The organism is Leptolyngbya sp. UWPOB_LEPTO1 (assembly GCF_017302695.1).
GTDB classification, from domain to species: domain Bacteria; phylum Cyanobacteriota; class Cyanobacteriia; order Leptolyngbyales; family Leptolyngbyaceae; genus Leptolyngbya; species Leptolyngbya boryana.
The window spans coordinates 235,518-248,908 of record NZ_JAFLCJ010000004.1; the positions used below are offsets into that span (position 1 = coordinate 235,518).

The following is a 13,391-nucleotide window of genomic DNA, read 5'->3' on the forward strand; positions in this document are numbered from 1 at the left end:
GCGGCTTGAAATTTACAAAAGATGCTACAACTCTAAAATTAAAAATCCCGTAAAGATACGGATGTAGATCGGCAGAGCCACCCTTTCTCAGTGTTGAATGAATTGGATAAACAGGAAAATCGTACCTGTGGCAGATAAAGCGGGACGGAGAAATATGCGGTATGTTCTTTTGATCGGGCTAGCATCAGCTGGTTTTTTGCTCAGTGCACCATTTGCCGGAGCAAGTACCCGCTCTAACGCACCCATTGAGGATGCAACGCGTGATTATTGGCGAGAAGCGCATCGATTGACCCAAGACCAAGTCAGATTGCTCGATCGTGTGGAACGCTCTGCAGCGACTCCCGAAGCAACGCGTCTCAAAACGATCGGTGGACAAATTTTGCTCCATATTTCTGCGGTTGAGCGCTTTCTCAAATCCAATTATCCCAAGCCGGATTTCCTTTGCTCACCCCCTGCAGAACTTGGAGAAGTCGCAGGAACCGACGGCGCAAGCTTAGAACAAGTGCAAGTATATTGCGCGCTGCACCAATCGACGCATGACTTCACGACAATGCGATCGCAAGTCGATCGTCAAGCAAAGCTCATGAGCGCTCCCGTCGTCACCGCGAAAGTGACTCAACCTCTCAATCCTCGGACGATGAAGACCGGGCTATCTCCATCTGCACCCAGTCCTTCCACAGGATCAGTCACGACAAAGGGCGAAGTTCTCAGTCTAGTGCACTCGTCGCGGCAGCGATTAGCCCAAGTGCAGCCCGCATTCCCCGAGGCATTACAGTTCTCGATCGTGCCTAGCCCGGCAAATTTCTCCCCTCAATCTGCCGATTCGCGATCGCGCTAATGTTTCAGAATGTTTCAACCTGTGAAGCCAATCGCTGAACCGTTCAGATAGCGTAGTAAATTGGGGAAAATTGACCATCGTGTGGCAAATCTGGCATCATCCGCTCTTGCATTTGATCGCCACACTGAGTCCGTTAATTTTCAAAATAAAGGGAAAAGAACAATCATGGTTCAACGTGGTTCTAAAGTCCGCATTTTGCGCAAAGAGTCCTACTGGTATCGCGACATCGGCACAGTTGCGTCGATCGACCAAAGCGGTATCAAATATCCAGTGATCGTCCGTTTTGACAAGGTGAACTATACCGGATACAGCGGTACTGCCAGCGGTGTCAATACCAACAACTTCGCTCTTAGCGAACTTGAAGAAGTCGAAGCACCCAAGAAAGCTCCTAAAGCTGCGGCAAAATAAGCAAAGGGCGAGAAATCGCGGCTTTGTAATTGATACAATAAATCGGGCAAGAACGTTTCTTCTGTTTGTTCTTGCCCGATTTTTTATTCCCCGTGAGTTTTCTGTGCCAGAACTGCCTGAAGTCGAAACTGTGCGATTAGGACTCAATCAGGTGACGCTCCATCAACCGATCCAAGGCGGAGCCGTGTTACTCGATCGCACGATCGCTCATCCTTCATCGTCTGAATTCATCGACGGTCTGATCGGATTATCCATCCGAGAATGGCATCGCTACGGAAAATATCTGCTTGCCAAACTCGATCCGGTCGGTTGGTTAGGCGTGCATTTGCGAATGACCGGGCAGCTTTTGTGGATGAATCAAGCTGAACCCTTACAGAAACACACGCGCGTAAGATTCTTTTTTGAGCACGATCGAGAATTACGCTTTGTCGATCAGCGCACGTTTGGGCAAATCTGGCATGTCATCGGGGAACAAGACCCCAAAACCATCATTACAGGCTTGCAACGATTGGGTCACGAACCCTTTTCGGCGGAATTTTCAGACGAGTACTTTTACGCGCAGTTGCAGGGGCGAAAACGCTCAATTAAAACGGCTCTACTCGATCAAATGCTTGTCGCAGGAGTCGGCAATATCTACGCCGATGAAGCCTTATTTTTAAGTGGAATTCACCCAGAAACGCTCTGTGCTGATCTCAATCCTCGGCAAGCCCAACGACTGCGAGCCAACGTGATCCGAGTGCTCACAGATAGCATTGCCGCGCGCGGCACGAGTTTTAGTGACTTTCGAGATGTATCGGGTGTGAATGGTAACTATGGCGGCATCGCTTGGGTATATGGGCGAGAGGGCGATCGCTGCCGAACCTGTGAAACCCCAATCGAGCGAGTCAAATTAGCCGGGAGATCGGCACATTTTTGTCCGAACTGCCAGCCGCCGTTTTCTCAGGCGGTTCGCAAACCGTAACGATGATTCACAAAAGCGGTAAATCTTTGTAGAGAAGCGATGTTGCTTTTTTGGCTTGCGCTATGCTGAAGCGATCGTAAAATCGGAAAGATTTTCTATTTTGCGATGAATTTAGAATTCGAGCTTAGAAAAATGCCGAATTCTGATATCCTATAAAACCTGTAATCGGCAAACTCCGTTCCTTTCAAAAGCTGATCTTAATTAATGGCGCGTATCATCGTAATTACCTCCGGAAAAGGTGGAGTCGGCAAAACCACCACAACTGCCAATCTCGGCATGGCACTTGCAAAACGGCGACGCAAAGTGGCGGTCATTGATGCTGACTTTGGGTTGAGAAATCTAGACTTGTTACTGGGACTGGAAAATCGGGTTGTCTATACTGCGGTCGAAGTTTTGGCAGGTCAATGCCGCCTCGAACAAGCCTTAGTCAAAGATAAACGCTTTCAGAATTTGGTCTTACTTCCGGCGGCTCAAAACCGCACCAAAGAAGCCGTGACTCCGGATCAAATGCGGCAACTGGTGAATGCATTAGCACGGGTGTATGAATATATCTTGATCGACTGTCCCGCGGGGATTGAAATGGGATTCCAAAACGCGATCGCGGCTGCGCGTGAAGCAATTATTGTTACGACCCCGGAAATTGCGGCGGTTCGAGATGGCGATCGCGTGATTGGACTGCTCGAAGCGAGTGGCATCAAACGGATTAACCTCATTGTCAACCGGATCAGACCAGGCATGGTACAAGCCAACGACATGATGTCAGTCGAAGACGTGCAGGAAATTCTGGCAGTGCAATTGCTCGGCGTCGTCCCAGATGATGAAAAAGTGATCGTCTCAACGAATAAAGGTGAGCCGCTGGTATTATCAGAAACACCCTCACAGGCAGCGACTGCTTTTGACAATATTGTGCGTCGTCTGGAGGGAGAACGAGTACCCTTGATGAGTCTCGAAGCTCCACCCGAAGGCTTCTTTTCACGTCTCTTCGGTAAATTTAAGAAAAAATAGCGCCTGTGTTTTGGGCCGTCCTTGTTCGCTTATCCCGTTTGCATCTTTAGCCAATGATCACTGAATTTCTAGAACGAATATTTCCTCGCGGGTTCGACAATAGCCGCAATGATGTCAAACGGCGATTGAAGCTAGTCCTCGCCCACGATCGAGCAGATTTGCCGCCGCATTTAGTTGAAGAATTACGTAAGGAAATTCTAGATGTCGTTTCGCGATATGTGGAATTGGATGAGGGTACGGAGTTCCAACTCGAAAATCATCAGCGATCGACTTCGCTGATCGCAAATTTGCCGATTCGTCGAATTCGTCCTATTCCAGATCCGACTCCCGAAGAAATGGCAATGGCTGTTCCAGATTTGACGCTGACTGAAGCAACGTTAACTGAAGAAGACTCTGATCATAAGCAACTCGATTTGCTCAAGCCTGAGAATGAAGCAAATAACGGGTAAAACGAAACTTCTGGGGGTGATTGGCGATCCGATCGAGCATTCTCTCTCCCCAATCATGCACAATGCTGCGATCGAGAAGATGGGCTTAGATTTTATCTATGTTCCATTTCGAGTTCGAGATTTGAAACTTGCGATCGCAGGTTTTGCCGCGATCGATTTGCAAGGGTTTAGTATTACGATTCCGCATAAGCAGGCAATCATTCCTCTGCTGTCTGAAATTACGGATGCAGCAAAAGCCATTGGCGCGGTGAATACCGTGTGGAAAGGGGAATCGGGCTGGATTGGAACAAATACCGATATCACAGGATTTCTTGCGCCCTTGCGATCTCACGCCCCCTCGGTTGCAGTTGTCCTAGGAAATGGAGGTGCGGCGCGGGCAGTTGTTGCCGGATGTGCTGAGTTAGGATGTTCTGAAATTCATGTAGTGGGACGCAGTAAACTTCAGGAATTTCAGGCAGCTTGGAACTTAAGCGCTTTGAAGACGCACACTTGGGATCAGCTTTCTGATCTGTTGCCTCATGCCGATTTGATTGTCAATACAACGCCGATCGGCATGTCGCCGAATTTTGATGATTCTCCCATCACGGATCACCAAGCAGAACGGATTCAAGAAAATGCGATCGCATATGATCTCATCTATGTGCCGAATCCGACGCGATTTTTAAAACAGGCACAGCAACAGGGAGCAACCGCGATCGACGGATTAGAGATGCTCGTTCAGCAAGGTGCAGCAGCATTAGAAATCTGGACGCAGCAAGAGGTTCCCGTCGAGGTGATGCGACAAGCTTTACAGAACCATTTGGGGTTAGCTCATTCAAGCTAGGGACTGCGATTAACGCGCTCAATCCGTGAATTGAGCGCAGTTGAATCCCCAACTAAGCTTCTTCTAGCTGGCTCACCCGTCGCATATTCAGCACGTCTGTCATTTTCTTAATCTGAGCAAACGTACGTTCAAGCTGAGCATGATCACAAATATCAATACCCAAATCAATTACCGCCGTTTGATCCGGGAAGGTTTTGACTTGGGCATTGCGGACGTTGATATTGTTATCCGTTAAGCGAGACAGAATATCTTTGAGGACTCCAACGCGATCGATCACTTCAATTTGAATATCAATTGGATAAGTTTGAGCGCGTCCCTTCGCAGGTTCGACCGGATTCCAACTCAGTGGCACTAAGCGATCACCCGGAATCGAATCCACATTCGGACAGCCTTGACGGTGAATGGAAATCCCGCGATTACTACGAGTGACCACGCCAATAATCGGCTCTCCAGGAATTGGGTTACAACATCCCGCCATATGGTGCAGTAGATCTTCAACACCTGCGATCGGATGTTTTGTCGTGGGAGCCGGAAGCGATCGCGGTGCAGACGGGAGCGGAATCACACCACTATTCAAGCTATCCGAGGGAGCAGGAGCGGGATTAGCAAGAGACTGCTGAGCTTTGACGGCATCGCGAATCCGGTTGAGTGCCAGGTTGAGAGTGATTTCGCCATAACCGACTGCGGCAACGAAATCCTCAACATTGTGATAGTTACATCGCTCAGCCGCTGTCAGCATCGGAGCCGATTTCATTAAAGCTTCAAAGCCATTTTTGCCGAGTTCTTTCTCCAGCATTTCTCGACCGCGCAAGACATTCTCATCATGATGCGATCGCTTATAAGCCTGCCGAATTCGATTTCTTGCGCCTGCTGTCACGACAAAATTCAACCAATCCAAACTAGGACGGGCATTCTTTTGCGTAATGATTTCAACAATATCGCCCATCTGCAGCGGCGTATCGAGTTGAACCATTCGACCATTGACTCTCGCACCTGCACAGTGATTTCCCACTTCGGTGTGAATCCGATACGCAAAATCTACCGGAGTCGATCGTGGACTGAGTGAAACGACCTCACCTTTGGGCGTAAAGACAAAGACATCGCCATCAAATAAATTGTCTTTGATGCCATCGAGATATTCTTGCGCGTCTTTGAGGTCTTTTTGCCAATCGAGTAGCTGACGTAGCCAGGTAAACTTCTCATCGGTTTTCGTCAGTTGCGACGTAGAACCACCCGACTCTTTATATTTCCAGTGAGCCGCGATCCCATATTCTGCAACATGATGCATTTCTAGGGTGCGGATCTGAACTTCTAAAGGCTGACCCGTTTCACCAATCACAACCGTATGCAACGATTGATATCGGTTCGGTTTGGGTAAACCAATGTAATCTTTGAAGCGTCCAGGAATCGGACGAAATGTGTCATGTACGATCGCGAGGGCACGATAACATTCATCATTGCTCTCGACAATGATCCGAATTGCAGCGACATCATAAATTTCGTCATAGCCTTTTTGCTGACGCTGCATCTTTTGATAAATGCCGTACAAGTGTTTCGGTCGTCCGCTCACTTCGACACAGCGCACACCCACTTCTTCCAGTCGTTTCTTAAATGCGGCTGCAACTTCACTCAGGCGAGATTCACGATCGGCTCGTTTCTCGGATACTAATTGCTGGATTTCTCGATAGCCCTCGGTTTCGAGATACTTAAAGGCGAGATCTTCAAGTTCCCACTTGATGTTCCCAATCCCCAATCGATTCGCGAGCGGTGCAAAGATTTCGCGAGTTTCGAGGGAAATGCGGCGTTGCTTCTCCGGAGCAAGATGTTCGAGCGTCCGCATATTATGCAAGCGATCGGCAAGCTTCACCACAATCACGCGAATGTCTTGCGCCATGGCTAAGAACATGCGGCGGAAATTTTCAGCTTGTCGCTCTGTTTTACTAGAAATATTGAGTTTTGAAAGCTTGGTTACGCCTTCGACCAAACATCGCACTTCTGAGCCAAAGCGTTCTTCAATTTCTTCGACGGTAACGTCTGTGTCTTCAACGACATCATGAAGAAAGCCCGCTGCAATCATGACGCCACTGCCACCGAGATCCCGGAGAATCCCTGCTACCGCAACTGGATGAGCAATATAAGGTTCTCCAGAAGCGCGGGTTTGCCCTTCGTGTAGTTTGTAGGCAAACTCGAACGCGCGGCAAACTAGACTCGGATCGTCGTCTGAAGGGTCGAGAAAACACTCCCGTAACCAATCCGGTAAAGCAAAATCAATGGTGGGTAGAGATGCCGCTACATTCATGTGTTTCGCGTGACTAGAGTGCAGTTTCAGATTGTGAATTTATGAAATTGAATAAAACGTATCGCCCTATACAAAGTTTAGAAGTAATAGAGAAAGAGTCTAGCATGAGGAACCTGCCCATCTGCTAGACAACAAAGTTAAAATGAGCAATCGATAAACTGTAAAACAGCCTGTTCAAGTCACTTGGACTTGAAGAAGTTGTTCAGAGATCGATGCCGGAGGAAGATTGAGAGTCTGCCTTAAACTTGGTTAAGACGATCGCACGTACCGTTCATTTTATCAATGGCGATACGTTTCTTCCCAAAGATCCTCGCTAGAATTGAAAATTTTTGATCGAATCTAACCCAGTGAATTCTCACAGTTATGAGTCTGTACTCTACACGATGTCTTCGGTTTTAGCTCGAATTTACACTGAGGTTTATCGCATTCTACGAAAACAAGATTTTGCGTAAGTCTTGTGGGGTAAGTGATCCCCGTTTTTATACTGAATTGAAAAAGTTTAGATATGTTAACAGAGAACCAAGTACATTTATTTCGTGCGTTTCACACTGGATTAGGATCGCTCAATCAATTGTTAAACTCTTCCGAATTCGATCGACAAATCTTTGCTCAAACGTGGCAGTCACTTCAAAAAATCTTTTCAGAAGAAATTCAATCCATCCAATCGGATGTCTACCGAATCCATTCAGTTTTGGTTGAAATCAATAAACAGATGAGGCTGTTAGGAATGGATGCGATGTTTCTCAAAACAGCACGACAGCCAGAGACGGTGCAAGGTCGGGTTGGACAGATTCGCGATCGAGTGACTTTACTAATGAACTACTGCACTGTACTTTTGGAGTCGGATGGAATTTGAGGTCGCGTGATGCAGTGTCCTAAAGAACGGAAAATTACGCTAAACGATGGGCGATTGGCTGAGTCGTTAGAGGTGAAGGAATGCCCAGAGTGTCAGGGAGCGTGGATTCCACTGGAAAATTATCAGGTGTGGCAAGCAGAACGCGAACGACCGAAAACGGTTGCAAACTTGATCCCAAAAACATTAGATGTCGCATTTACTCCATCGCCTCATGATGCGAAGGCAGCTTTTTGCCCTGAGTGTGGCTGTTATTTGGCGCGGGTCAAAGTGGGGATGAAAAATCCGTTTTATGTAGAGCGGTGTTTGAGTTGTGGAGGAATTTGGTGCGATCGCGGAGAATGGGCTGCACTGGAAACGATGGGCTTGAATATTGCGATCGAGCAACTATTTTCAAGCGAGTGGCAGGTTTTGTCGAGAGAGCGAGAGCATTTGGCGATCGAGAAGCAGGCGACTATCGATCGCTTGGGAGAGGATTTAGCACACCGAGTGTTTGCGTTGGCAGAAGAGTTGGAGAAGCATTCGCACGGGGATTTTGGGGTTGCATATTTGATGCGACGATTTGAGAATTTTACCCAGGAATTAGAGCGGGCGAAGAGAAAGAGTTGACCATAAGGGATGATGGCTCTAGTCGTCAATTGCATTTATGTTGTGGAGCGGGTAGAGAGGGGAGAGAGATGCTAGAAATGATAGTTCTTGCTCCCCTCATCTAAAACTTGAGAGAAATCTAAACTATGAGATCGACTACTTTAGATCGACATTAATTAGTGTTCTTACAATTAGCACTTGCATAGTTAGAATAAAGCATGCTTCTTTTCAAGCTAAAGCATATTAAAGTCGATTCAATTTGAAATTTCACAAGTTTTAGAAATTTAAAATTAAAGAATTTCATCTATTAACTCAAGTGAAAAGCCTCAAACAAAATCAAAGCAGGAAGTGCTACTAGCACTAAAAGAAATGCATCTTAATTAAGATAGTGGCATTTTACTTAATTAGCGCAGATTGTTAAGTAGAAAAAATGCATAAGTTGATCACTATCTTTAAGTCAGGCTCTGAATATTCGCTGAAAAGAAGACCTTGAATTATACAGATTCTTTAAGTATCAGCCTTGATTTTACCTAAGTGCTTCAATTATCCATGCGGTGTACCGTATCTCTGAGTTGAGCGTATCTTCCTCTGTCTGTTCAGTATTCTTAGCTGCCCTACTCAGCTTTGCTTCTGAGTACATTTCCTAATTTTAGATATCCCTGACTAATTATTCTATGGGCTGGGAAATATATAGTTTAGAGCCTATCCAAAATCTGCAGAGGCAGATTTTGACACAACCCAGTTTAATATCTCCCAGCCTCAAGTAAATTCCGGAAAACTGAGTGATTTTTATATTTTTTTGATCTATGACTTGATTCTATAAATCTCAAAGAGTTGAGTCTTTATTAATTTGAGTTCGGGAATTCTCGTTGTAGGAAAGATGCGATAGTCTCCCTACTTTCTTCAACTTTACAGAAAACATATGCGCACTGCTCTTCAAGATTGTCTCATTCACCAATTGGTTGAATCTCAAGTCATTCGATCTCCGTATGAGATCGCTGCCATCTTTGATGAAGAAACAATCACTTACCAAGAACTGAATCAGCGTGCCAACCAACTCGCACATTACTTAAGGTCAGTTGGGGTAGCGCCAGAAACATTCGTGGGTATTTGTGTTGAGCGATCGCTGAAAATGCTGATCGTCATGCTCGGCATTCTCAAGGCTGGCGGAACCTACATCCCCCTTGATCCGAACTATCCTGCTGAACGTCTGACGTTTATTGTAGAGAACTCAGAACTCTCGATCGTCATTACCCAATCTCATCTGGCATCTTTCTCAAACTGCCAAACTCTCGATATTGACGCAGACTGGGCAACTATCTCGCAGCAACCAACTCACAACCTAGAAATCACAGGTCATTCTGATCACCTTGCTTATGTGATCTATACTTCTGGCTCTACAGGCAACCCGAAAGGGGTACAGATTACTCATCGAGGAGTTGTAAATTTTCTGCTTTCGATGCAGCAAGAGCCGGGGATTTCATCTGACGATCGTTTGCTTGCGGTTACGACGATCTCCTTCGACATCGCAGTTTTAGAACTCTTTTTGCCGCTAATCGTTGGAGCTTGCGTCAATATTGTCCCGGCTCAGATCACAGCAGATGGGCAACGTCTGATTCAACTCCTCGATACTTTCGAGGCAACCATCATGCAGGCAACTCCAGCAACTTGGCGACTTCTCTTGCAATCCGGTTGGCAAGGTCGTCCAACCCTGAAGATGCTCTGTGGCGGCGAAGCAATGACTCGATCGCTTGCCAATCAACTCTTAGACAAAGGTGCGTCGCTTTGGAACCTGTACGGTCCAACTGAGACAACGATCTGGTCTGCACTACATCGAGTAGAACCTGGCACTGAGTCCGTTCCCATTGGACATCCCATTGCCAACACGCAAATCTATCTCATCGAGACGAAATCGCGACGAAAAACTGATCCAATTATTCCAGTCCCGGTCGGTGTGGCGGGCGAATTGTGTATCGGTGGTGAGGGAGTTGCAAGAGGTTACTATAAGCGTCCAGAACTCAATGACGAAAAATTCATTGCTGATCCATTTAGCACCAGAACCGGAGATCGATTGTATCGAACTGGAGACTTAGCGCGGTATCGAGCAGATGGCACAATCGAGTTTATTGGTCGCATTGACCATCAAGCAAAAATCCGGGGCTACCGAGTTGAACTCGGCGAGGTCGAAGCTGCCATTAGTCAATCCTCGATCGTGCAAGAAACAGCAGTCATCGCAAAAGAAGATAGTTCTGGAAATCAGCGCTTAATTGCTTACATCGTCTCAAAAGAAAGCGAAGAAAAAACACTGCAATTTCAGCAAGTTGAGCACTGGAAAACCGTATGGGATCATGCCTATCAACAGACGACTCCAGTCGAAGATAGTACGTTTAATCTCCAAGGCTGGATAGATAGCTACACGGGATTACGAACAGACGCACAAGTCATGCAGGAATGGCTTAATTTGACGATCGATCGCATTTTGGCACTCCGTCCAAAACGAATTCTAGAAATTGGGTGTGGAACAGGTCTACTTTTATTCCGCTTAGCTCAGCACTGCGATCGCTATCACGGAATTGATGTGACTTCAGAAGCCGTGAAGTATATTCAACGCCAAGAACTCAACCAATTGGGCAGACGGGCACATGTGACCGTTGCTCAATGTGCTGCTCATGAAATTGACGATTTAGAAAGCTTTGACACCATTATTATCAATTCTGTTGTGCAGTATTTTCCAAATGCACAATACTTGACAACAGTGATTGAGAAAGCAGTAAAACTTCTGCAACCTGGGGGACGCATCTTTATTGGCGATGTGCGTAGTTTGCCTTTACTCGAAACATTCCACACGTCAGTTCAGCTTAGGCAACCTGTTGACTCGGTGACGCAACTTCGATCGAGAGTATACGATCGCATCATTCAAGAAAAAGAATTAGTCATTGATCCTGCATTTTTCCAGAATCTTGTTCAGCGTATTCCCCACCTCAAGACTGCTGAAATCGAGCTAAAACGAGGTCGATCTGACTCTGAACTGAACCGATTTCGGTATGATGTCACCTTACACCTTGAGTCCGAACAGCCTAGTATCTCTCAATTTCATCAATTGGATTGGGTGCGAGATCGAGTCAGCTTAGCAACGCTGCGATCGCATTTTGGAAAAATGCCGCTCAGGATTACTGGAATTCCAGATGCTCGCCTACAAGCAGACTTACAAGCAGTAGAACTGCTCAAAAATGCACAGGATTCTGCCACGATTGAGCAGTTGCTTACAGCCCCCCAAACATATTCTGGGATTCATCCGGAAGACTTAATCAGCCGAGCATTCGGCTACAAAGTTAAGCTGATGTGTTCAGACCAGCCTGGATTCTACGAGGCTTGGATTTATCAATCTGAAATCTGTCAATTTCCAAGTGCAGTATTTCCGATTCCAGAAGCTTATACGAATTCTCCACTTCAGGTCATTGAGAAACCTCAACTCACGCTACAACTTCGCCAATTTCTTCGCGATAAACTGCCCAGCTACATGATTCCGTCAGTATTTGTGTGGCTAGAAAAACTTCCACTCACGCCAAATGGAAAAATTGACCGTCGTGCGTTGCCAGAACCCAAAACTGTGCATGCAGAACGCAGTTCATCTGCTCCCAAAACTCCTCAAGAGCAGCAAATGGCAGCAATTTGGGCGGAGGTTCTAGAAACCGATGCGATTGGCATTGAGGACAATTTCTTTGACGTTGGTGGACATTCGCTGTTGGCAGTTCAGCTTCTAGCACAGGTCAAAGCAACTTTTGATGTTGAAATTCCGTTGTTTTATTTATTCAAAGATCCAACTATCAAAGGATTGCTCAATGCGATCGCCCAAATTCAGTCCTTGGATATCAGCCAGCCCCACAGTCTACTCGACTTAGAGGCTGAAACTCAGCTAGATCCCAAAATCAAGCCTGAAACAGAATTCATCCCAACGACTCCAACTGGAATCTTTCTCACAGGTGCAACAGGCTTTCTAGGCGCATTCTTGCTCTATGAACTCCTCCAGCAAACTTCTGCTAAGCTCTACTGTTTAGTTCGCGCTTCCAATGCCAGAGATGGATTCGCTCGAATTCAGGCGAATCTAGAACGGTACTTAATTTGGAATCAGGAACTCAGTGATCGCATTATTCCAGTCATCGGCGATTTGACCCAGCCCTATCTTGGACTCTCAGAATCTGAGTTTCTGACCCTAGCAAGTCAAACAGAAGTTATCTATCACAGCGGTGCGTTAATTAATCTTGCTTATCCATACTCTGCACTGCGAGCCAGCAATGTTGGAGGGACAGAAGAGATTTTGAGACTGGCAAGCTGGGTCAAACTCAAATCTGTTCACTTTGTTTCCACGTTGGATGTGTTCCAATCGCCAGCCTATTTCCAGGATCAGCCTATCTTTGAACAGACTCCCCTCACTCACGGTCATGAACTTTATCGCGGCTACGCTCAAACAAAATGGGTCGCAGAAAGACTGCTACAGACAGCCCGCGATCGCGGAATTCCAGTAAATATCTATCGTCCAGGAATGATCTCTGGACATAGCGAAACGGGCGTATCACCCGTCACTGATTTACTATGTCGGTTCTTAAAAGGCATCATTCAACTGAAAACTGCCCCGATTCTTGACCGACCCATTTCAATGGTTCCAGTCGATTATGTGAGTAAGGCGATCGTGCATCTCGCACAACAATCGACCGAATGCGGACAAGTTTTTCACCTGACCAATCCCAATTCTTCACAGCTTGGGCAACTCGTCCATGACCTCCAGCAATTCGGCTACGAGATTGAAGAAATCCCCTACGATCGCTGGCTGTCTCTTCTGAGAGATCTCTCAGAAGAGAATGCGCTAGCTCCACTCGCTGCCCTTTTCAATGAACGCTCAGACGTCCATCAAACTTATTTAGAAACGTCGCTGTTGAGTAACCAACATTTCGATTGTCAATCTACTCTCCAAGGCTTGCGAGGGACTTCCATTGTCTGCCCTGCTAGTAACACTCAGTTGTTGAAAACTTACTTTGACTATTTCGATCGGACTAAATTCCTAACTCAAAACCAGTCCCACTCCTCAGTGCGCTGGATTCCAAACCTCGCAACTGAATCGCCATCATTTTCGAAAACACCTACCTAGTAGGTGTTCCCGACTCCGGAA

The 13,391-nt window shown here is 46.5% G+C and carries 10 protein-coding genes; 9 read left to right on the forward strand and 1 reads right to left on the reverse strand.

Annotated features, from left to right (window positions below; translation table 11 throughout):
• Positions 1-127: 127 nt before the first annotated feature.
• From J0L70_RS08610 to J0L70_RS08635, 6 genes are all read left to right on the forward strand, one after another.
• Positions 128-838: a hypothetical protein gene (locus J0L70_RS08610; protein WP_287454083.1), complete on the forward strand. Its 711-nt coding sequence runs from the start codon at positions 128-130 to the stop codon at positions 836-838.
• A 165-nt stretch (positions 839-1,003) separates the two neighbouring features.
• A complete protein-coding gene (locus J0L70_RS08615) occupies positions 1,004-1,246 on the forward strand; it encodes a photosystem I reaction center subunit IV (RefSeq protein WP_017289984.1) in 243 nt (80 codons plus the stop codon).
• A 103-nt stretch (positions 1,247-1,349) separates the two neighbouring features.
• Positions 1,350-2,207 (forward strand): DNA-formamidopyrimidine glycosylase, encoded by an 858-nt coding sequence (locus J0L70_RS08620; protein ID WP_287454085.1) that lies wholly within the window; start codon positions 1,350-1,352, stop codon positions 2,205-2,207.
• A 204-nt stretch (positions 2,208-2,411) separates the two neighbouring features.
• On the forward strand, positions 2,412-3,212 hold the full coding sequence (gene minD / locus J0L70_RS08625) for a septum site-determining protein MinD (protein WP_017289986.1): 801 nt from the start codon (positions 2,412-2,414) through the stop codon (positions 3,210-3,212).
• 53 nt (positions 3,213-3,265) lie between these two features.
• Complete coding sequence (minE, locus tag J0L70_RS08630) at positions 3,266-3,661, forward strand: cell division topological specificity factor MinE (protein WP_017289987.1); 396 nt, start codon at positions 3,266-3,268, stop codon at positions 3,659-3,661.
• Positions 3,642-4,484: a shikimate dehydrogenase gene (locus J0L70_RS08635; RefSeq protein ID WP_287454086.1), complete on the forward strand. Its 843-nt coding sequence runs from the start codon at positions 3,642-3,644 to the stop codon at positions 4,482-4,484. Before minE ends, J0L70_RS08635 begins: the two co-directional genes overlap by 20 nt.
• 52 nt (positions 4,485-4,536) lie before the next feature.
• Here J0L70_RS08635 and J0L70_RS08640 read toward each other — a convergent pair whose 3' ends face one another.
• Entirely contained in the window at positions 4,537-6,783 is a 2,247-nt protein-coding gene (locus tag J0L70_RS08640; RefSeq protein WP_017289989.1) for a RelA/SpoT family protein, read from the reverse strand.
• Between the two features lie 505 nt (positions 6,784-7,288).
• Between J0L70_RS08640 and patD the strand changes: the two genes are divergently transcribed.
• The 3 genes from patD (at position 7,289) to J0L70_RS08655 (ending at position 13,370) form a co-directional block, all read left to right on the forward strand.
• Positions 7,289-7,639 (forward strand): heterocyst frequency control protein PatD, encoded by a 351-nt coding sequence (gene patD, locus J0L70_RS08645; RefSeq protein ID WP_287454087.1) that lies wholly within the window; start codon positions 7,289-7,291, stop codon positions 7,637-7,639.
• Positions 7,640-7,648: 9 nt separating this feature from the next.
• The gene (locus J0L70_RS08650; RefSeq protein WP_287454088.1) at positions 7,649-8,245 is read left to right on the forward strand and encodes a TFIIB-type zinc ribbon-containing protein; all 597 of its coding nucleotides are present in this window, start codon (positions 7,649-7,651) and stop codon (positions 8,243-8,245) included.
• 901 nt (positions 8,246-9,146) lie between these two features.
• The gene (locus tag J0L70_RS08655) at positions 9,147-13,370 is read left to right on the forward strand and encodes a non-ribosomal peptide synthetase family protein (RefSeq protein WP_287454089.1); all 4,224 of its coding nucleotides are present in this window, start codon (positions 9,147-9,149) and stop codon (positions 13,368-13,370) included.
• Positions 13,371-13,391: the final 21 nt, after the last annotated feature.

Bases quoted from the DNA above. Each gene is read 5' to 3' on its own strand.
- J0L70_RS08615 (WP_017289984.1), top strand. From the start codon at position 1,004: ATGGTTCAACGTGGTTCTAAAGTCCGCATTTTGCGCAAAGAGTCCTAC.
- J0L70_RS08640 (WP_017289989.1), bottom strand. From the start codon at position 6,783: ATGAATGTAGCGGCATCTCTACCCACCATTGATTTTGCTTTACCGGAT.
- minD (WP_017289986.1), top strand. From the start codon at position 2,412: ATGGCGCGTATCATCGTAATTACCTCCGGAAAAGGTGGAGTCGGCAAA.
- J0L70_RS08635 (WP_287454086.1), top strand. From the start codon at position 3,642: ATGAAGCAAATAACGGGTAAAACGAAACTTCTGGGGGTGATTGGCGAT.
- patD (WP_287454087.1), top strand. From the start codon at position 7,289: ATGTTAACAGAGAACCAAGTACATTTATTTCGTGCGTTTCACACTGGA.
- J0L70_RS08650 (WP_287454088.1), top strand. From the start codon at position 7,649: ATGCAGTGTCCTAAAGAACGGAAAATTACGCTAAACGATGGGCGATTG.
- minE (WP_017289987.1), top strand. From the start codon at position 3,266: ATGATCACTGAATTTCTAGAACGAATATTTCCTCGCGGGTTCGACAAT.
- J0L70_RS08655 (WP_287454089.1), top strand. From the start codon at position 9,147: ATGCGCACTGCTCTTCAAGATTGTCTCATTCACCAATTGGTTGAATCT.